The 19,573-nt window shown below is 64.2% G+C and carries 18 protein-coding genes and 1 riboswitch; of the genes, 7 read left to right on the top strand and 11 right to left on the bottom strand.

Annotated elements, in window-relative coordinates; translation table 11 throughout:
• Positions 1–67 precede the first annotated feature (67 nt).
• Positions 68–1,591 carry a UDP-N-acetylglucosamine 1-carboxyvinyltransferase gene (locus ACNAOU_RS19535; protein ID WP_018778193.1) on the bottom strand — a complete coding sequence of 508 codons (1,524 nt, stop codon included), beginning with the start codon at positions 1,589–1,591 and terminating at the stop codon, positions 68–70.
• A 150-nt stretch (positions 1,592–1,741) separates the two neighbouring features.
• Positions 1,742–2,467 (bottom strand): siderophore-interacting protein, encoded by a 726-nt coding sequence (locus tag ACNAOU_RS19540; protein WP_422757546.1) that lies wholly within the window; start codon positions 2,465–2,467, stop codon positions 1,742–1,744.
• Between the two features lie 102 nt (positions 2,468–2,569).
• On the opposite strand from ACNAOU_RS19540, the gene ACNAOU_RS19545 reads away from it, so the two are divergent.
• Positions 2,570–4,693: a penicillin acylase family protein gene (locus ACNAOU_RS19545; RefSeq protein WP_422757547.1), complete on the top strand. Its 2,124-nt coding sequence runs from the start codon at positions 2,570–2,572 to the stop codon at positions 4,691–4,693.
• A 29-nt stretch (positions 4,694–4,722) separates the two neighbouring features.
• Complete coding sequence (locus ACNAOU_RS19550) at positions 4,723–5,322, top strand: GNAT family N-acetyltransferase (protein WP_039243093.1); 600 nt, start codon at positions 4,723–4,725, stop codon at positions 5,320–5,322.
• Here ACNAOU_RS19550 and ACNAOU_RS19555 read toward each other — a convergent pair.
• Genes ACNAOU_RS19555 through ACNAOU_RS19565 form a run of 3 tightly spaced genes read right to left on the bottom strand, consistent with a single transcriptional unit; the run spans position 5,319 to position 8,301 of the window.
• Positions 5,319–6,113, bottom strand: a complete 795-nt coding sequence (locus ACNAOU_RS19555) for an energy-coupling factor transporter transmembrane component T family protein (protein ID WP_422757548.1) — start codon at positions 6,111–6,113, stop codon at positions 5,319–5,321. The two genes, ACNAOU_RS19550 and ACNAOU_RS19555, sit on opposite strands and share 4 nt — an antisense overlap.
• Positions 6,110–7,681 carry an ABC transporter ATP-binding protein gene (locus tag ACNAOU_RS19560; protein WP_422757549.1) on the bottom strand — a complete coding sequence of 524 codons (1,572 nt, stop codon included), beginning with the start codon at positions 7,679–7,681 and terminating at the stop codon, positions 6,110–6,112. The genes ACNAOU_RS19555 and ACNAOU_RS19560 overlap by 4 nt, the downstream gene beginning before the upstream one ends.
• The gene (locus ACNAOU_RS19565) at positions 7,681–8,301 is read right to left on the bottom strand and encodes an ECF transporter S component (RefSeq protein WP_018778187.1); all 621 of its coding nucleotides are present in this window, start codon (positions 8,299–8,301) and stop codon (positions 7,681–7,683) included. The genes ACNAOU_RS19560 and ACNAOU_RS19565 overlap by 1 nt, the downstream gene beginning before the upstream one ends.
• Positions 8,302–8,377: 76 nt before the next feature.
• A riboswitch (TPP riboswitch) is annotated at positions 8,378–8,514 on the bottom strand.
• Positions 8,515–8,812: 298 nt separating this feature from the next.
• On the opposite strand from ACNAOU_RS19565, the gene ACNAOU_RS19570 reads away from it, so the two are divergent.
• The gene (locus tag ACNAOU_RS19570) at positions 8,813–9,490 is read left to right on the top strand and encodes an NUDIX hydrolase (protein WP_422757550.1); all 678 of its coding nucleotides are present in this window, start codon (positions 8,813–8,815) and stop codon (positions 9,488–9,490) included.
• A gap of 26 nt (positions 9,491–9,516) precedes the next feature.
• Complete coding sequence (locus ACNAOU_RS19575; protein WP_018778185.1) at positions 9,517–9,777, top strand: DUF4235 domain-containing protein; 261 nt, start codon at positions 9,517–9,519, stop codon at positions 9,775–9,777.
• A 98-nt stretch (positions 9,778–9,875) separates the two neighbouring features.
• On the opposite strand, the gene mnhG is transcribed toward ACNAOU_RS19575, so the two are convergent.
• From mnhG to ACNAOU_RS19605, 6 genes are read right to left on the bottom strand one after another with little or no spacing between them, the layout of a single operon-like run.
• Positions 9,876–10,265: a monovalent cation/H(+) antiporter subunit G gene (mnhG, locus tag ACNAOU_RS19580; RefSeq protein WP_018778184.1), complete on the bottom strand. Its 390-nt coding sequence runs from the start codon at positions 10,263–10,265 to the stop codon at positions 9,876–9,878.
• Positions 10,255–10,533 carry a monovalent cation/H+ antiporter complex subunit F gene (locus ACNAOU_RS19585; RefSeq protein WP_018778183.1) on the bottom strand — a complete coding sequence of 93 codons (279 nt, stop codon included), beginning with the start codon at positions 10,531–10,533 and terminating at the stop codon, positions 10,255–10,257. Before ACNAOU_RS19585 ends, mnhG begins: the two co-directional genes overlap by 11 nt.
• Positions 10,530–11,096 carry a Na+/H+ antiporter subunit E gene (locus ACNAOU_RS19590; protein WP_422757551.1) on the bottom strand — a complete coding sequence of 189 codons (567 nt, stop codon included), beginning with the start codon at positions 11,094–11,096 and terminating at the stop codon, positions 10,530–10,532. The genes ACNAOU_RS19585 and ACNAOU_RS19590 overlap by 4 nt, the downstream gene beginning before the upstream one ends.
• The gene (locus ACNAOU_RS19595; RefSeq protein WP_039243098.1) at positions 11,093–12,661 is read right to left on the bottom strand and encodes a Na+/H+ antiporter subunit D; all 1,569 of its coding nucleotides are present in this window, start codon (positions 12,659–12,661) and stop codon (positions 11,093–11,095) included. The genes ACNAOU_RS19590 and ACNAOU_RS19595 overlap by 4 nt, the downstream gene beginning before the upstream one ends.
• Entirely contained in the window at positions 12,658–13,158 is a 501-nt protein-coding gene (locus ACNAOU_RS19600; protein ID WP_018778180.1) for a Na(+)/H(+) antiporter subunit C, read from the bottom strand. The genes ACNAOU_RS19595 and ACNAOU_RS19600 overlap by 4 nt, the downstream gene beginning before the upstream one ends.
• Positions 13,155–16,190 carry a Na+/H+ antiporter subunit A gene (locus tag ACNAOU_RS19605; protein WP_422757552.1) on the bottom strand — a complete coding sequence of 1,012 codons (3,036 nt, stop codon included), beginning with the start codon at positions 16,188–16,190 and terminating at the stop codon, positions 13,155–13,157. Before ACNAOU_RS19605 ends, ACNAOU_RS19600 begins: the two co-directional genes overlap by 4 nt.
• 199 nt (positions 16,191–16,389) lie before the next feature.
• Between ACNAOU_RS19605 and ACNAOU_RS19610 the strand changes: the two genes are divergently transcribed.
• The 3 genes from ACNAOU_RS19610 to ACNAOU_RS19620 all read left to right on the top strand — a co-directional run bounded on the left by ACNAOU_RS19610 (position 16,390) and on the right by ACNAOU_RS19620 (position 19,546).
• A complete protein-coding gene (locus ACNAOU_RS19610; protein ID WP_018778178.1) occupies positions 16,390–17,793 on the top strand; it encodes an MFS transporter in 1,404 nt (467 codons plus the stop codon).
• A 65-nt stretch (positions 17,794–17,858) separates the two neighbouring features.
• Complete coding sequence (locus tag ACNAOU_RS19615; RefSeq protein WP_018778177.1) at positions 17,859–18,341, top strand: cation:proton antiporter regulatory subunit; 483 nt, start codon at positions 17,859–17,861, stop codon at positions 18,339–18,341.
• Positions 18,342–18,346: 5 nt separating this feature from the next.
• Complete coding sequence (locus ACNAOU_RS19620; RefSeq protein WP_039243100.1) at positions 18,347–19,546, top strand: cation:proton antiporter; 1,200 nt, start codon at positions 18,347–18,349, stop codon at positions 19,544–19,546.
• Positions 19,547–19,573: the final 27 nt, after the last annotated feature.

Consider the following 19,573-nt stretch of genomic DNA (forward strand, 5'->3'; position numbering starts at 1 on the left):
GAAGGCCCGAAGTTCCGGGCTTTTCCGTTGCTGCGAGCTCCGATGATCCAGCAAAAATACGTCAGCATCAGTCCTGGAAGTACTCCACCTTCGCGCCGATGGTGTTCAGCCGCTCGGCCAGGTCCTCGTAACCTCGCTCAATCACGTAGATGTTGCGCAGCTCGGAAGTACCCCTGGCCGCAAGCATCGCCAGGAGAAGGCAGGCGGCGGGGCGCAGGGCCGGAGGGCAACCAACTTCTGCCGCACGCCACTTCGTTGGTCCGTTGACGTAGATCCGGTGCGGGTCCAGGAGCTGAACCTGGGCGCCGAGTTTGTTGAGTTCTGTCAGGTAGATGGCCCGGTTTTCGTAGACCCAGTCATGGATCATGGTCTGTCCTTCGGCGTTGCCGGCAATCACGGCGAAGAAGGGCAGGTTGTCGATGTTCAGGCCCGGGAACGGCATGGGGTGGATCTTGTCCTGCGGCGCATGCAGCTCCGAGGGCTTGGTTGTCACGTCCACCAGGCGAGTGCGGCCGTTGCGGGCCATGTATTCGCCGGAGATCTCGAGCTTCTGGCCCATCTGCTCCAGCGTAGCTAGTTCGATCTCCATGAACTCGATGGGAACCCGGCGGATGGTGACTTCCGAGTTGGTCACGATTCCGGCAGTGATCAGGCTCATGGCTTCGATGGGATCTTCGGACGGGAAGTATTCAATGTCCACGTCGATGGCCGGCCGCCCGGTGATCTTCAACGTGGTGGTGCCCACACCCTGGATATCCACGCCAAGGCCCTGCAGATAGAAGCAGAGGTCCTGGACCATGTAGTTGGGGCTGGCGTTGCGGATGACCGTGGTGCCTTCGCGGTGCGCGGCTGCCATGATGGCGTTCTCCGTGACGGTGTCGCCGCGTTCGGTCAGCACGAACGAACGGTGGTGTCCGTCGGCGGCGGGCGCCGTGACGGAGTAGAAACCGGACTTCGCCTCAACCTCGAGGCCGAACTGGCGCAGCGCCTGCATGTGGGGCTCAACGGTGCGGGTTCCGAGATCGCATCCGCCGGCGTAGGGAAGAAGGTATTCACTGGTCTCGTCAAGGAGCGGTCCCAGCAGCATGATCACGCTGCGGGTCCGGCGGGCGGCGTCCACATCCATTGATTCGAGGTCAAGGACCTCGGGCCTGCGGATGCGCAGATCGCTTCCGTTAAGCCAGGTGCATTCCACGCCGATGGACGTCAGCACTTCGACGATCCTGTTGACCTCTTCGATACGTGCCAGGCGGCGCAGCGTGGTGGTGCCGCGGTTGATCAGGCTCGCGCACAGCAGGGCCACACCGGCGTTCTTGCTGCTGTTGACGTCCACCTCTCCGGAGAGCGTACGGCCGCCTTCCACCCGCAGGTGGGTCATTTGGGGTTTGCCCACCTTGACGATGGAACGGCCGAAGATCGCTTCGAGGCGTTCAATCATTCGGAGGCTCAGGTTCTGCTTGCCCTGTTCCATCCGGGCAATGGCGCTCTGGCTGGTTCCCAGCTCAGTAGCCAGCTGCCCCTGCGTCCAGCCCTTTTCGCCGCGGGCGTTGCGGAGCAGGAGGCCTACGTGTTCTGCGGTCGGTTGCGTCATAACCAAGAAATATCACAAGTGAGTTAGAAGTAGCTAGCAAAACACCGTTTTGGCGGCAAACGTCACACCCTACCCGTATTGTGCGATATATAGCCCGACGGCGGCACTCGCCTCATCGGGGCCGCTCACTGCGGCGGTGGGTTCAGTTCCCTATGCCCGCCAGTACCCCAAAGCGTCAATCCGATGCTTATCCACCCCGAGTTCCTTCTTCAGGTGCTTCACGATGGCACGGGTGCTGGATGCCTCGCATGCGACCCAGAAGAAGTCATCCGTCGCTGACACGGCCTGTGGCGCCAGCCCCGCGCAGACTTCCTCAACCAGTGAGGCGCCGTCGCGTTTGCGCGGAATCCAGGTGACGACGTCGTCGCCGGACGTCCGTACGGCAAGCGTGGTGTCGGCGTCGTGCTGGTATTCGAGCCAGGCGGTGACAGGCGTGCCGTGCGGTCCCCGCGCGTCCAGGAGCGAGTTGATGGCCGGAAGTGAGGCAGGATCGCCGACCACCCAGATGCGGCGCGGCGCGGGCTGCGGGAACGCGAAGGAGCTGCCTTGGACTGTGGCGTCGATGGTGTCGCCGGCCTGGACGGTGCGGGCCCAATCAGCTGCCACCCCGCGGTGCATGGCGAAGTCCATGCTGAACGTGCCAGCCTCCGGATCCGCATTGACCAGGGTGTAGGCGCGCTGGTGGGCCTTGCCGGAGTCCTTGAACCAGAGGCGGATCCACATGGTCGGGTGCAGGCCGCTGGCCTTGAGGAGCCCGCCGTCGCGCACGTGCACGCGAAGGAAGTCGGGGGTGATTTCTTCCCGGGCGGTGACCTGCAGGGTGAAATCCTTGGCGCCCATGACTTTCAAGACGACACCTTCCCAATTGCGCTTCAAGCAGCACTCCTTCACGAATGGCCCACGATTTGTGCCCGGGGCCAAAGCCATTTATCTTGAACTTAAGTAAGCCTAACCTAAGCTCGAAAGCGGCCTGACATCATGACGCCTGCCCCGACGCAACAATCCGCCCCGGCAGGCGGCACCGGAACCTACCGCGACACCTGGGGAATCCCGCACCTGTGGGCTGACTCCGCGGACGAACTCGCCTTCCTCCAAGGCCGGAACGCCGCGACGGACCGGTCCTGGCAGATCGAACTGGAGCGCTGGCGTTCAGAAGGCCGAGTCGCCGAAGTGCTGGGGCCCGACGCCGTGGTCTGGGACCGGTTCGCCCGGCAGGCCCGGCTCAATGACACCGCGCGCCGCTGCTTCGACAAACTCCCCCACGAAACGCAACGCTGGTGCGGACAGTACGTTGCCGGCATCAACCAGGCCCTCGCCGACGGCCTTCGTGGCGGTCCCGAGTTCGACGAAGCCCGCTGCGCCCCTGAGCCTTGGCTTCCGTGGACACCGCTGGGAGTCTTCCTGGTGCACCACATCCTCTTCTCCACCTTTCCCAACAAGTTGTTCCGCGCCCACGTCGCGCGGACGCTCGGGGAAGATGCAGTGGACCTGTTCAGCATCGAAGCTCCAGTCTGGTCCGGCAGCAACGCCTGGGCCGCCCACGGTTCCACGACTGCGAGCGGCCTGCCCTTGATCGCCGGAGACCCGCACCGCCTTATGGAACTGCCCGGCGTGTACCAGCAGGTGCGGCTGGCCTGCCCCGAATTCGACGTCGTGGGCTTCGCATTCCCCGGAGTTCCGGGCCTGCCCCACTTCGCCCACACAGGCCACACCGCCTGGGCCGTCACGAATGCCATGGCCGACTACCAGGACCTCTACGTGGAGGAACTCCGCCGGATCACCGACAGCAATGGCGAACGCATCGAGGCGCACGGAGCGGAAGGTTGGGAACCCGCCGTCGTCAGTACCGAGACCATAAGCGTCCGCGGTGGCGACGCGGTGACCGTTGAGGTGATCGAGACTGCCCGCGGCCCCGTCATTTCGGAAATGCCCGACGGCGGTGCGCTGAGCCTGCGTTTTCCCGCGCGGGTTGAGGGGCGGCTGGGTTTTGAGGCCCTCCTGCCGCTGTTGAGGAGCCGGAGCGTCGCTGACGTTGAAGCTGCATTCGATGCCTGGGTGGAGCCCGTCAACAGTGTGGTGGCGGCGGATTCATCCGGGGCCGTGAGGCATTTCGTCGCCGGACTGGTTCCGCAGCGCAACCCGGCGAACCGTCGGCTGCCCACACCGGCCTTGTCACCACGCCATGCCTGGGAAGGACCTTATGTTGCGCTGCCCCGCACCGAGGTGCGGCAGTTTGCCGTCAGCGCGAACGACCGGGCAGCCGGTGGTGGGGACGCCGTGGCTATGGAATTCGCCCCCTCATACCGGGCGCTGCGCATCCAACAATTGCTGGAGTCCGCGCCGGCAGGGACGCTGTCCGGCGACTACATGCAGGGAATCCATACCGACACGTTGCTCGGTCCGTGGCCGTTCTTCCGGAAGATCCTGGCTGCACTGGAGACAACCGGGCTGTCCGACGAGGCCAGGAAACTACGATCACAGTTGTTGGCGTGGGATGGCCGGATGGACGCCGGCAGCCATCCCGCGGCCGTTTTCGCTGCCTGGCGCGGTGCATTGGTCCAGCGCCTCGGACGGCACGCCGCTCTTGCTCCCCTGAACACCCCGAGCGGCTATTCCCCCTTGTTTGGCCCGTGGTTGTCCGTGGCATCGCGCATCGGCTTCGCACTGGAGACCCTGCTGGCCCGCGGCTCCGAACGTGGCATCGCCGTCTCCGTGGAGGCAGCGGCGGCGTTGGAAGCCACGGCATTGGAAGAAGCATTGCTGGACGGCGGGTCCTGGGGTGACCGGCACACGCTGCTGGCAATCCATGTGCTCCCCGAAACCCTTGCCGCTGCGGCGCCCACGGCCGCCCTCAGTGGAGACACCGGCTGCGTGCTGAGCACCGAAAGCCTCCCTGGAGTGGACGACCGAAGCTTCCGCGGACCTGTGGCCCGTTACGTCTGGGACCTGGACTGCCGGGAGAACAGCCGGTGGATTGTGCCTTTCGGCGCCGCCGGGTCGCCCGGCCACAGCCACTTCGCGGACCAGCTCCCGCTCTGGAGCGAAGGCCGGATGGTCCCTGTAACCACGGACTGGTCCGCCCTGGCCAAAGACCCGAACTGACACCAGACACCCGCCTACCGAAGGAACACATGAGCACCGCCACCCAGGACTTCTCCGTCCGCACCACCGTCTACTCCGAGAACCTCGAAGGCTGGGGTGAATTGCGCCTTGTCCCCTTGATCCCTGGCGAAGACATCGGGCTCATCTTCGAATGGGTCAAGCAACCCCGCGCCAGGTTCTGGGGCATGACGGAGAAGTCCCAAGAGGAAGTGCTGGAAATCTACGGGTTCCTTGACTCACTGGACACGCACCACGCTTTCCTGGCCCTCCTCGACGGCGAGCCGCTGGCCCTGTTCCAGACATACGAACCACTGCACGATCCCGTGGGCGAGGCCTACCCCGCCCGCGAGGCGGACATCGGGATGCATCTGCTGCTGGCACCGGCAACGCGCCCCATTCCGCACTTCACCCCCAGGCTCGGCACCTCCCTTATCAGGTACATGTTCTCGCTCCCGGGCAAGGACCGGATCATCGTGGAGCCAGACTCACGCAACGCCAAAGCCCTGCGCCGGCTTGAAGCGACGTGCTTCGAACTCGGCCCGATCATCCAGCTCGAGGAGAAGGAGGCCCAGCTCGGCTTCCTCACCCGCGCAGATTTCGACGAAATCCAGGAGCTACCGGCCCGCTAACGCCACACGAAGCTCCACGTTCCGGCGCCCAAAGCCGTGAGGACGGCGCCTCCGGCTATGGCCACGCCGCCAAGTACCACCCAGACGTCCATCAGCGAGTACGTGGACTCACGCGCCCACGTCCGTTGTCCCCCGCCGAAACCGCGGGCTTCCATGGTCACGGCCAACCGCGAAGCCCGCCGGACGGCTTGGACCAGTAGCCCGAAACTCTGTCCGAGCGTGGCCTTGAGGCGCTGGATCGGGCTTCCCTGCGAGCCGACACCGCGGGCGCGCCGGGCCATGCCGATGGTCTGCCACTCCTCCGCCATGAGGCCCACCAGCCGCATGGCGGCAAGGGAACCGAGGACAAATCGGTGCGGCAGCTTTGCCTTCTGCGCAAGTGCATCCGCCAGGTCCGTCGGGTCGGTGCAGGACATCAGCAGGATCGCGGGGAGGGCGATCGCCAAACCGCGCAGCATGAAGCCGAGCCCCAGCTCAAGGGAACCTTCGCTGATGGACCAGAGTCCGACGTCGAGCAGTACTGCGCCGCTGTCGGCGGCGACAATCGCGGTACTCCAGCCGCCGATCGCCGCCGCAATGATCAGCGGCCAGGCGCGCTGCCAGAGAAGGCGGAGTGTGAGGCCGGCCAAGGGGAAGAGTGCCAATTCCGCGATGAGAGCCGTGGACGCGGAAACCCAGTCGATGGACAGGGCCAGCACCAGGGAGATAAGGAAGACGGCCACGAACTTCGCCAACGGGTTTGCCCTGGTCAGGAGCGCGTGGTTGCCGCGCAGGTTCAATGTGTCCCTCATGCCGCACCCGCTTCCTGAGGCGCCGTCTCACCTTGGGACACCGGCCCGAGCCGCAGTTCCGTCCCGCCCAGTACGGCACTGAATTCCTGGTCGTGGGTCACGGAAACCACGGCGGTACCGGCGTCCAGCAACTCCGAGAGGAACGAGGCCAGCTCGGCCCAGGTGTTGGCGTCCTGTCCGAAGGTGGGCTCATCGAGGACGAGTACCTTCGGGTGCGCCGCCAACACCGTAGCCACTGAAAGCCTGCGTTTCTCACCGCCGGACAGTGTATAGGGATTGGCATCCACCAGATGTGAGAGCCTCAGCCGCTCCACCAATTCGTCCACGCGTTCCCCGCCGTGGCCCAGGTGCCTGGGGCCGAACATGAGCTCATCCAGGACCTTGCCCGTGACGAACTGGTGCTCCGGCTCCTGGAAGACCGTGCCGATCCTGGAGATGAGCTGATCGGCCTTCCATTTGTACGGGTCGATGCCCGCTCCCTCCGAAAGCCCGACGCCGGCGCTCACCATGCCGTCCACCGGCGCCAGAAGGCCGGCCAACGTCAGCGCAAAAGTGGACTTACCGGCACCATTGGGCCCGGTAATGGTCAACGCCTGGCCAGCACGGACCTGGGCGGTGATGTCCCTCTGCACCGGAACCGGAGGGATGGTTCGGAAGCGCTTCCGCCTGGGCTTTTCCCGGGACACGGCCAGGTCCTGCGCTGCGAGGAGGAGTTCGTTTGTCCCGGACGTCCGGGCACGCGCCCTTGTGGCGGGAACGTAGCCGGGAACCCATACGCCCGCCGTCATCAGCATGGAGCGCGCCTGGGTGAGGACCTGCTCCGGCGGACCATCCAGGAGGACTCCCGGGGTGCCTGATTGCGGGCCTGCGGTACCGGGCTGCAGGACCACGATCCTGTCCACCAGGTCCTTCCACACGGACACCCTGTGCTCCACCACCACCAGCGTGGCGCCGGTCTTGTCCAGGCAGCGGGCCACGGCGTCACGGACCTCGAGGACCCCTGCAGGATCGAGGTTGGCCGTGGGTTCGTCCAGCAGGATCAAGCCTGGCCGCATCGCCAAAATGCCGGCCAGCGCGAGGCGCTGCTTCTGTCCCCCGGAAAGTGCCGCCGTCGGGTGGTCCAATGCCAAACCGCCGCCTGATGCGGTACGCAAGCCGACGTCGTCGAGCGCTTCATGCACCCGGGACCAGATCTCCTCGCGCGGCACGGCAAGGTTCTCCGCGCCGAAGGCAACGTCGTCGCCCACCCGGGAGAGAACCACCTGCGTTTCGGGATCCTGCTGCATCAGCCCGGCGCGGCCACGCTGCTCGCGGGAAGTGACTCCGTCGATCAGCAGCGAACCGGTCTCATCAGAGTCGTCTTCCTCGTCACCCAGCACCCCGGCGAGGGCGTGCAGGAGCGTGGACTTGCCGGCCCCCGAAGGGCCCAGCAACAGGACGCGTTCCCCCGGTTCAATGCGGAGGTCAAGGCCCTGGATGGCAGGCTGGGCCCGGCCGGCATGCCGCCATCCCCACCCCTCGGCGGAGATGGCGGCAGGCCGGACCGTGCCGCTGTGTGTGGCAGACATCAGTTGAAGACTGGCTCCGAAGCGGCCTTCCGCGACGCGAAGGAACTCAGGACACCCGTCGTGGCCAGACCGCGGGTGGCGATCCAGGACAGGCCGCCGGCGATCACTGCACCGGAGATGGTGGTGAAGGTGATGTACGTCAGTTTGTCGATGGCCTCGTAGGCGATATTCCAGCCCCAGGGCAGGAAGGAGTCGTTCAGACCGCAGAAGAGGCCCGCGCCTGCGCCCGCAAGGAGTGCCGTGGGCAGGTTGAACTTCTTGTAGCGGAACGCGGCGAAGATGAGCTCGGCGCCAAGGCCTTGGAGGATGCCGGAGATGAGCACCGTGGTGCCGTACTGCGAACCCATGATGAGCTCACCCGTGGCTGCGACGGCCTCGCAGAAAAGAGCCGCACCCGGCTTTCGGATAATGAGCATGCCCAGGACTGCGGGGATCATCCAGCCACCGGCGATCAGGCCGGTAAGGGGCGGGTACGCCGCATTCATGGGGATGGATACCAGTGCCGCGCCCTGGGACCAGGCCCAGAAGATCACGCCGCCGGCGATGGCGATGAGGGCCGCCACCACGATGTCTACAACACGCCAGCTATAACTGGTCTTCTTCACGTTTACCGTGGTCATTTTTCTGCCTCCTGAGGTTACAGGAGGGGAAAGTGCTCCCCGGAATCCGCCTGGCTTGCGCCGTCCGGCTCCGGACACTCTGAGAAGCTCGACTCCCTTGCGCCGGTACTAACCGGATCAGGTTCGAGGGTCTGCGGCTGTCCGCACTCTCAGCGCCCTCGCGTCTCCTGCATCGCTGCAAGGTCCGACGGCGGCGCTCCCCTGTCGTTATCAAATCTGCCCTGATGGGCGGGTTCAGTTTACACCTCCGCGTACGGCCGGCTCTGGGCCGCGGTCACAATCCTGTTGCGAGGCCCACTCTGCACCCCATCCCCGCGCCTAAACACGCACACCAGGCCCCACAACAAACGAGGGTGCGTTGCGAGGCCCACTCTGCGCCCTATCCCCGCGCCTAAACACGCACACCAGGCCCCACAACAAACGAGGGTGCGTTGCGAGGCCCACTCTGCACCCCATCCCCGCACCTAAACACGCACAGCAGGCCCCACAACGCACCTGCAAGAATGGCCTGATGACGGATCTTCCAGGCTCCCACGCACCCGTGGCCGAGCCACGCCTCGCTGCCAGCGTGATTCTGCTCCGCGACGCCCCCTCGGGGCTTGAGACATTTGTCCAGCACAGAGTCAGCACCATGGACTTCGCGGCAGGAATGGTGGTCTTTCCGGGCGGCCGGGTGGACGCTGTGGATCAGTCCGGCTGGGACTACCCCGGGGAACTGCTGCGCAGCCACGCGTTGTCCTGGGCGCAGAGTTCGATTTCCGCGGACACAGCGTTGGCGGAGAGGAACGCGGGAATGGTGCTCACGGCAGCAATCCGCGAAGTCCAGGAAGAAGCCGGGCTGGGCATCGAGCCCGGAGACCTGCGCCCCTGGGCCAACTGGATCACGCCCATAGACATGCCCAAGCGCTTCGACACCTACTTCTATGTGGCCAAGCCGGCACCGGAAGCGCAGCCCCGGCATCAAACCACGGAGGCTTGGCAGTCGCTGTGGATGCCGGTGTCCGGAATCCTGGAAGCGGAAGCCGCAGGGCAGTTGAACCTGATGCCACCCACCTACTATCTGCTGAAGGAAATCGCTGTCCTCGATTCCGTAGGGGCAGTGTGGTCCGCCGAGCACCCGGTCGTCCCGGTTCTGGCTCCGGTCGGGTCCTTGGCAGCGTTTCTCAAGGAGCGGGAAAACCGCGGGTAGCCGTGCCGTGCAGCTAGGCTGGTGGCATGAACCTCTTTTTCAAGCTGCTGGGCGCCGGGGTAAGCCTCGGTGCAGGCTTTGTCGGTACCAAACTCGTCAACAAAGGCTGGGAAAAGGCCACGGGCAACAAGCCGCCCACAGGCAACGATGACATGGAGACGAGCCTCCGCTCGGCTCTGACCTTCGCGCTGATTTCCGCTTTCGTGAGCACGCTGATCCAGGTCCTTGCCAGCCGCGGCACCCAGCGGGCGATTGCCCGCTTCGCGAAGTCGCAGGACATCGTCTAAGCATCACCCAACAAGCAACGCGGGGTCACTTATGGCCCATCCCCATGGGGGTAATGGGCCATAAGTGACCCCGCGTTGCTTTAAGGTTCCGCGTTGCTTTAAGGTTCGGAGGGCTCCTGGCCGGCGGCGGCCCTTTGGACCACGGCTTCGAGTTCGTCCTTGGTGAGCTTCTCGCGGTGCCCGTGTTTGGTCCGGTACGCGGAGCGCCCCACCATGTGGGCGGACACCGGCGCGGTGAGAAGTTGGAAAATCCACGCCACCAGCAGGACGGGCCACACCCACCAAGTACGCATCTGCAGGCCGATCGCTGCGAGCATCAGGAACAAGCCCAACACCTGCGGCTTGGTGGCTGCGTGCATGCGGCTCATGAGGTCCGGGAACCTCAGCAAGCCGATCGCGGCACCCAGGGACATCAGCGCGCCCACTATGAGGAACACTGCGGTCACCATGTCGATGACCAAGTCCACTCCGGTGGCGTCAGGACTCATTGCTTTGCTCCCTTCGCTCGGCCACGAACCGGGCAACCGTCACGGAGCCGATGAAACCGATCACCGCGAGGGCCACCAGCAGCATCAGGTTGTTGAGGTGTTGGTTCACGGCCATGTCGATGGCGAGGGCAGCACCAAGGATGGCCAGCAGGACATCGGAAGCAAGGACGCGGTCAAGCAAAGATGGGCCAATCGCGATGCGCACGATCGCACCTGCAGCGGCGAGGCTGAGGATCACCGCCGTGGCCACCAGAACAAATTCCTTCACAGCGTTGCCCCTTCCATGCCGGGCCGGGCTTCTGCCTTCAGGGCCTCGACTTCTTCCCGCGTTCCCATGATGCGGATCAGCCCTGCCTCAATGTTCTGCGTCTCCCGGCGGATCTTGTCGATGTCCGCTTCTTCGTAGATGTTCAGCGCGTGCAAATAGAGCGTGGAGGTGGAGCGGTCCACCTCCACCACCAGCGAGCCGGGGATCAGCGAGATGACATGCCCTGTAGCCGTCACCATGAGGTCCGAGTGGCTTCGCAACGGAACAGCGACGACGGCGCTGCGCACCTTGGGTCCCTTGACCACCGCCAGGTACAGCACCAGGAAGCTCGCTGCCACCACTTTCGCGACGAACATCAGGGCGAACGGAACAGCACGCAGGACATTGAACCTGCCGCTGAGCTCCACAGGCGGGAGGTAGAAGACTTTGGCCACCAGCACGGCGATCAACGCGCCAAAAAGCAGGTTGCCCGGACTGAAGTCACGCCACAGCGCACCCCATACGATGACCAGCCAGATGAGCAGCGGCAGTTCCGTGCGGAACGAGATCGGCTTGCGGCTCATTTCGTACCGCCATTCTGCGCCAGCGGGGGCACCTCGACAGAGTCACCCAGTACCGAGTGGATGTAGGCCGAGCGGTCCAGCATGATCTCCGCGGAACCGTCCGCGACCTGGAAGAGCGGACCGGCGAACACCGTCAGCGCCACCCCGAACACCACCAGTGCCGCAGTGGAACCCACCATGGTCCGCGGCAGCACTCCGACGTTGCCGGGGGTCATCAACACGGGATCCGGATATTCGGCATCCTCGGGTTTGCGCCAGAACGCCCTGTTCCACACACGGGCTATTGCCAGCAACGTCAGCAGGCTGGTGACCACGCCGCCCACTACCAGCACGATCGCCAGTGGGGTTCCGAGCTCCACGCCGGCCTGCAGAAGACCCAGCTTCCCAAGGAAGCCTGAGAACGGAGGAATGCCCGCCAGGTTCATGGCCGGTACGAAGAACAGCAACGCCAGCAACGGCGACAGCTTGGCCAGGCCGCCCAAGCGGTCAATGGAGGAGCTGCCACCCCGGCGTTCTATGAGTCCGGTGACCAGGAACAAGCTGGTCTGCACGGTGATGTGGTGGGCAACGTAGAACACTGCCGCACCCAGGCCCGCTACGGAGCTCATGGCCAGCCCGAACACCATGTACCCGATGTGGCTGACCAGCGTGAAGGACAGCAGACGTTTGATGTCGCTCTGGGCAAGGGCACCCAGAATACCGACAACCATGGTTAGTAGCGCCACCACCATCAGGGGAACGTTGAGGGTATCCCCGGGGAACAAAAGGGTCTCCGTCCGCACCATGGCGTAGACGCCCACTTTGGTCAGCAACCCGGCGAACACCGCAGTGACCGGGGCCGGTGCCGTGGGATAGGAGTCAGGAAGCCAGAAGGACAGGGGGAACACGGCGGCCTTGATCCCAAAGGCGACCAGGAGCATCACATGCAGCAGGTTCTGCGTACCTTGGTCCAGCTCTGCCAGCTTGATGGCCAGATCCGCCATGGTGATGGTGCCGGTGGCCCCGTAAATCATGGCGATGGCGATAAGGAACAGGACAGATGACACTACGGAGACCACCACATACGTGACGCCGGCACGGATACGCGGACCCGTCCCGCCGAGGGTCATGAGCACGTAGCTTGCTGTCAGCAGGATCTCGAAGCCGACGTAGAGGTTGAAAAGGTCCCCGGTAAGGAAGGCGTTGGAGACTCCCGCCACCAGGATCAGGTACGTGGGGTGGAAGATCGACACGGGAGCTTCGTGGTCGCCGTCGGCCATGCCCTGGCCGGTGGCGTAGACCAGAACCGCCAGGCTCACCACTGTGGACACCACCAGCATGAGCGAGGAGAACTGGTCCACCACCAGGACCACACCCCATGGCGGCAGCCAACCGCCCAGGGTGACGGAGGTTGTGCCCCCGGACCAGACAGAGAAGAGCAGGAGGCATTCCAGCAGCAACGTGGTGCTGAGGATGCCGATGCTGACCAACCGTTGGGCGCTCTGGTGCCGGATCAGGAGGAACGCCAGCGCGGCGCCCAGGATGGGGAGGAGGACAGCCAGCGGCGACAGGTTTGCGAGGTTCACGCGCTGCCTCCTTCCTGCGTTGATGAAGTGTTGGGGGTTTCTGTGGCTTCCGGGTGGTTCCTGTCCGAGGTGCTGGACGGGGTGACCGCGAACTCCGAGGTTTCCAAGGGCACGATTGCGTCGTCCTCGGCGTCGAAGCTGGGGGTCTTTGCCACGCGGACGTCTTCAAGGTCGTCCTGGATTTCGTCCTGGCGGGCCAGGACCCAGGTGCGGTAGATGATGCCGAGCATGAATGCCGTGACCGCGAACGAAATGACAATCGAGGTCAGGATCAGTGCCTGCGGAAGCGGATCACTGTAGGAATCCGGATTGGTTTCCTTGGTGAAGAAGGGCGCCAGGCCGGCATACCCTCCGGTGCTCAGGATCAGGATGTTGGTGGCGTTGGCCAACAGCATCAGCCCGAGCAGCACGCGGGTGAGGCTGCGTTCCAGGATCAGGTAGATTCCGCAGGCGTACAAGACGCCCATGACGATCAGCAGGGTCAGGTTGATGCTCATGCCGTACCTTTCCCGGACGCGACGGATTGGGCAGCTTCCTGGGCCAGCCCGGCTTCCTGCGACACCCCGGCCTGCTCGGCTGCCTCTTCCTCGGTGAGGGGCGCGCCCTTGCCTTCAAAATGTTCGTCGATCTCGGCACCAAGGCTGCGGAGGACGTCCAACGCCAATCCCACCACCACGATGTACACGCCGATATCGAAAATGGTGGACGTGACGAACTTGACGTCTCCGAAGACGGGCAGCCAGAACTCGATGATCGCGCTCTGGAAGACCTGTCCGCCCAGGAACAACGGGACAAAACCGGACGCTGCCGCCGTCGCAAGTCCCGTTCCCAAAAGTGTTCCGGCGCTGACTGTCGCAGCTTCGCTCAACTCGAACCGTCCGCCGGCCAGGTAGCGGATGGTCAGTGCGAGCCCGGCGGTCAGGCCGCCGGCGAACCCGCCGCCCGGCAGGTTGTGTCCTGCGAGGAGGAGGTAGATCGAGAAGACAATCATCGAGTGGAAGATGAGCCTGGTGACGACTTCGAAAATGATCGAACGCCGCTCGGGGGCCAGGGTACGGCCCGCCACGAGCCAGGCGTCGCGGGTAACATCCGTGAACTTCTTGGCGACGGTGAGCGTGGCGCCGGCCCGGGAATCACGTTCGACGCCGGTACGGCGCCCCACGCTGCCTTCCGGTACGGCCTCGGAGGTCTTGATGCGGTCACCGCGGCTCCGGACAAAGATCAAGCTCGCCACACCCGTGGCGGCGATCGCCAAGACCGAGATTTCGCCGAAGGTATCCCAGGCGCGGATGTCCACGAGGGTCACGTTGACCACGTTCAGCCCGCCGCCGCCTTCGTAGGCCAGGCGCGGGAAGTCCAGGGAAACCGGAGTAGCAACGCGGGCCCCCATCGCGTAGATGGCAACGAAGATCATGGTGATGCCGAAAGCCGCACCGATGATCACGCGGATCACCCTGAGCCGGCCGCCTGTCCTGTCACGCAATTCCGCAGGAAGGCTCCGCATCGCGAGCACGAAGGCCACCAGCACGATGGTCTCCACCAGCATCTGCGTCAAAGCCAGATCGGGGGCACCCTGAAGGGCAAACATGAGGGCGATGCCGTAACCGGTGACCGACACCATGAGCACGGCGAGGAAGCGCTTGTTGGCCCGAACTGCGGCCAGCGCCCCCACTACGATTCCGGCTCCTGCCACCAGCTGCAGGGGTGAGTTGGGGTCGATGAAGTAGATGCCGTCAGGCAGCGGTTTGTTGGCCATGAGCATGGCAGTCAAGGGAACCGCGAAGGCGACAGTCAGGATTACCGCCAGGTAGAAGTACAGCGAACCACGTTGCGTGCGGCCCGTGACCCAGACGGCCACATCGTCCAAGGCACCAATGGTGTTTTGGTACGCGCGATCGCCATCCACCCAGTCGGGCACCAGGCCCTGGGCGCGGGCAACGAGGTTCCGTCCGTAGAACATGGCCGCACCCAGCACGAAAGTGACCGCGGTCAGGCCCAAAGCAGGCGTCAACCCGTGCCACAAAGCCAGGTGTCCGGCGTCGACGGCGTCCGGTCCGCCGGCGAACAGCGCGGCGTAAGGCTGGACCCAGGTGTCCACCGGCGCGGGCCACAGCCCGTACACGATGGTGAGCAGGCTCAGGATGGCGGGGGCGGCGAGGAAGGCGGGCTTGATCGGTTTGAACGGGGTGGGCTCCACGCCGGGCTTGACGGCGAAGGCTCCCCACATGAACCGGGCGCTGTAGGCGAAGGTGAGGATCGAGCCGATGACAAGGCCCACCAGGATCCAGATCCCCCAGGCAGGGGCGTCGTGGCCGGTTCCGTAGTGAACGAACGCTTCGAAGACCGACTCTTTCGCGACGAAACCTGCCAGCGGAGGAACACCGGCCATGGATGCGGCGGCAATCGCTGCAACCACGCCCAGGGCGCGGGACGAGCGGAAGACGCCGGAGAGCTTGCGGATGTCGCGCGTTCCGGATTGGTGGTCGATGATGCCCACCACCAGGAACAACGCAGCTTTGAACAGGCCGTGGGCCAGCAGCAGCCCCAAACCGGCCAGCGCGGCGTCGGGCCGGCCCAGCCCCACCACCATGGTCAGGAAACCGAGCTGGCTGACGGTGCCGTAAGCAAGGATGAGTTTGATGTCGGTCTGCCGCAGCGCGCGGTAGCCGCCAACAAGCATGGTAGCCAAACCAAGTCCCAGCACCACCGGCAGCCAGAATTCCGAGGCAGCAAAACCCGGAGCGAGCCTCGCGACGATGTAGATACCGGCCTTCACCATGGCCGCCGCATGCAGGTAGGCGCTGACCGGCGTCGGAGCCGCCATCGCGCCGGGGAGCCAGAAGTGGAACGGGACCAGTGCGGATTTGGTGATGGCACCCACCAGGATCAGTACGACGGCGGTGGTCACGGCGCCCTGCATGGGTCCGCTTATGAGCGTCCCGGCTTGGTCCAGAATGGCGGAAATGCGGTAGGTGCCTGCGGCCTGGCCCACGATGATCAGGCCTACGAGCATCGCCAGGCCACCAGCGGTGGTGACCATCAGCGCTTGAAGGGCTGACCGGCGGGCTGCCAAACGGGTGCGGGCGTAGCCGATGAGCAGGTAGGACAGGATGGTGGTGAGTTCCCAGAAGATGAACAGCATCAGCAGGTCATCGGAGGTCACAAGGCCAAACATGGCTCCGGCAAAGGCCAGGAGCTGGGCACCAAAACCGCCCAGTCCAGGATCCTTGTTCTTGAAATACCGGGCACAGTAAACCAGCACCAGCGAACCGACACCCAGAATCAGCAGGGACATGACCCACGCCAAGGGATCCATGCGGAAGGCGAGCTCAAGCTGCAGACTCGGAATCCACGGCAGGATTTCCTCTATGCCGCCACCGGAATATACGGGGCCGTACTGGAGGACCAACCAGACGAAAGCGGCTGCGGGGACGGCGGCCAGCACGTAGAACGCATTTCGTCCAAGTGAGCGGAAGATCAAGGGCGCCACAGTTGCCGCTGCAAAGGTGATGGCGAGAACTGTGATCACTGTTTTCTCCGCAAAGTCAGGAACGAATTGTCAAAAGTTGGAGCAGGCGGTCATACGTTGGGTTCGGTTTACCTAGTTTATCAAGGGGCCAGGACAGTTTTTGGCCACTTTCCCGCTCCGCCCGCTGTTCACCCGGGGTTGTTCACAACGCGGTCTGTCATCCGCGCGCAGCGTTCCCTGCACCTATAGCATTCACACTATGAACGCGGCCGCAGTTCCCGAAGCCTCCCACCCGACATCCGAGCTCGCCACGGGTCCCGTCGCCTCAAAAAAGGGGCAAATCCTGGCGTGGGCTTCCTGGGACTGGGGTTCGGCTGCCTTTAACGCGGTCATGACGACGTTTGTTTTCACGGTTTACCTCACGTCCAATGCGTTCGGCGGAGAAGACGCCGCATCTGCCGCTTTGGGTGCCGCGCTGGCCATTGCCGGCCTGGCCATCGCGTTACTGGCACCGGTCACCGGGCAGCGTTCCGACGCCGGGGGCAGGCGGAAACTCTGGCTTGGAGTCAACACTGCCGCGACGGCGCTGCTCACGGGACTGTGCTTCTTCGTCTTCCCGCGGCCGGAATTCCTGCTCCTGGGTGTCTGCCTGATCGCCCTGGGCAATGTGTTCTTCGAGTTTGCCGGCGTGAACTACAACGCCATGTTGGCCCAGATCTCAACACCCCGGAACATTGGCAAGGTCAGCGGCTTCGGCTGGGGCATGGGTTACCTCGGCGGAATCGTGGCGCTTCTGCTGGTCCTGCAGCTCTTTGTCCAGCCTTCCTTCGACTGGTTCGGAGCCTCCACCCAGGACTCGCTCAACATACGGTTGGTCGCCGTTTTCTCAGCCCTGTGGTTCTTTATCTTCGCCCTGCCCGTGATGTTTGCCGTCCCTGAGGTATCCGTGAAGAAGGACACCTCATCCTTGGGCTTCTTCGCCTCCTACAGATTGCTGATCCGGCGTATCGGGGCCATCTACAAGACCAGTCCGCACACCATCTACTTCCTTCTGTCCAGCGCCATCTTCCGCGACGGGCTGGCCGCCGTGTTCACCTTTGGCGGCGTCATCGCGGCGGGAACCTTTGGTTTCGAGCTCAAAGAAGTCATCTTCTTCGCCATCTTTGGCAACGTAGTGGCGGCTGTTGGCGCTGTGATCGGCGGCTTCCTGGACGACAGGATCGGCCCCAAGGCTGTCATCATCCTGTCCCTGATAGGGCTGCTGACCGCGGGAACCTTCATCCTGGTCCTCGGCAACGAAGACTATGTCTTCTTCGGCAACGCGTGGCCCGGTTCTGCAACGTTCTGGGTCTTCGGGCTTCTGCTCTGCCTTTTCGTAGGTCCCGCCCAGTCCTCTTCCAGGGCCTACCTTGCCAGGCTTGCCCCGGCTGGAGAATCGGGCGAATTGTTCGGCCTGTACGCCACAACGGGAAGGGCCGTCAGTTTCCTCGCCCCCACCCTGTTCACGCTGTGCATCACCATCGCCTCGCCCCTCGTTGCCGCCGGGGAGGCACAACGTTGGGGCATCCTCGGGATCATGGTCGTGCTCCTGGCCGGTCTCCTGGTGATCCTGCCCGTGAAGCCACCGGCCAAAGTGGAAATAGCCGTAGTACCAGAGCGTTAACTACATAGGGCCGGTTGGGCGTCAACAACGTACCGGACCGGTTCAACAGAGTTTAGGGTGGAGCTATGAACGTGGATGAGACCGAACTTCCGGGCCTTGGCATCCGGAAGGACTTCGTGACGGCCTCCGGCCGCCGTATTGGCGTGGTGGAACTGCGCGAGGGCGAAACCGAGCTTTTCGTCTCGACGTGGGATGACCCGGATACGTGCCAGGCCTCCATCCCGTTGACGGCGGATGAAGCCTCGACCTTGGGGAACCTCCTGGGCGGACAGCACATCGCCATGCGCCTGGCCGAGGCGCACCGCGAGGTCCCCGGTATCGTCACACGACAGTTTTCCATTACGGCTGATTCTCCATTCGTGAACCAGGCCATGGGCAAGGCCCAAATCCGCACACGCAGTGGCGTCTCCATCGTGGCGATCATGCGCGAAGGTGAGGTCGTCCCCTCGCCGGCGCCCGACGTCGTACTTCACACCGGTGATCTGCTCGTAGCGGTCGGCACCCAGGAAGGACTTGACTCGGCAGCCGACATCCTCCGCAACGGCTGACGGGTATGGATCCGCTCGCACTAGCCCTCATTGAACTGGGGGCCGTCGTGTTCTGCCTCGGCCTCCTGGCTCGGTTAGCGGGCAAAATCGGCATGTCCCCCATTCCCCTCTATCTCGTGGGTGGCCTGGCCTTCGGTGCCGGGGGCTTGGTCAAGCTGGATGGCATGCACGAGTTCGCGCATCTCTCAGGCGAGATGGGCGTCATCCTGCTGCTGCTTATGCTCGGCTTGGAATACACCGCCTCAGAGCTGGTGACCGGCCTTCGCCGGTCCTGGCAAGCAGGGGTCATGGACTTCGTGCTCAACTTCTTACCGGGCGCAGGCCTTGCCGTCCTGCTGGGGTGGGGTCTTGTAGGGGCCATCGTCATGGGCGGTGTCACCTACATTTCGTCTTCCGGCATCGCCGCGAAGGTCATTACCGACCTGGGCCGAATCGGTAACCGCGAAACGCCTGTGGTGCTTTCCATCCTGGTTTTCGAAGACCTCGCGATGGCCATCTACCTGCCCATTCTCACCGCCATCCTTGCCGGCGTCGGGTTCCTGGGCGGACTGCAGACGGTGGGGATTGCACTGGCAGTGGTCACGGTAGTGCTGGTGATCGCCCTCAAGCACGGGCATCGGGTCTCGCAGGCTATCCACAGCGAAAACTCCGAGGTCTTCCTGCTCAATGTCCTGGGACTCGCCCTGTTGGTGGCCGGAATCGCATCGGCCCTTCAGGTATCCGCAGCCGTGGGAGCGTTCATGTTGGGCATCGCCATATCCGGCGCTACCGCCCACAATGCCACCCGCATCCTTGAACCATTGCGCGACCTTTTCGCTGCGATCTTCTTTGTGGCGTTCGGCCTCAACACCGACCCCACCTCAATTCCCCCTGTGCTGGGCTGGGCCCTCCTCCTGGCGGTGCTGACTGCCGCCACCAAGATGCTCACGGGGATCTGGGCCGCCAAAAGGGCCGGTATCGCGATGCCCGGCCGGTTCCGTGCGGGCGCTGCGCTTATTGCCCGTGGTGAGTTCTCCATCGTCATCGCCGGCTTGGCCGTCGCCTCCGGGGCGGTTCCTGGAGAACTCGCCGCACTGGCCACGGCCTACGTCCTCATCATGGCCATCGTAGGTCCGTTGGCCGCCCGCTTCGTGGAACCCGTAGTCAAGGCCATCCGCAGAACCCCGAAAGCTCCACCCCGGACCACGGACCGCGCACCGGCGTAACGTCGCCACCCCCTCGACCCCACCGAG

This window comes from Paenarthrobacter sp. C1 (genome assembly GCF_049315185.1).
Lineage (GTDB): Bacteria > Actinomycetota > Actinomycetes > Actinomycetales > Micrococcaceae > Arthrobacter > Arthrobacter nicotinovorans.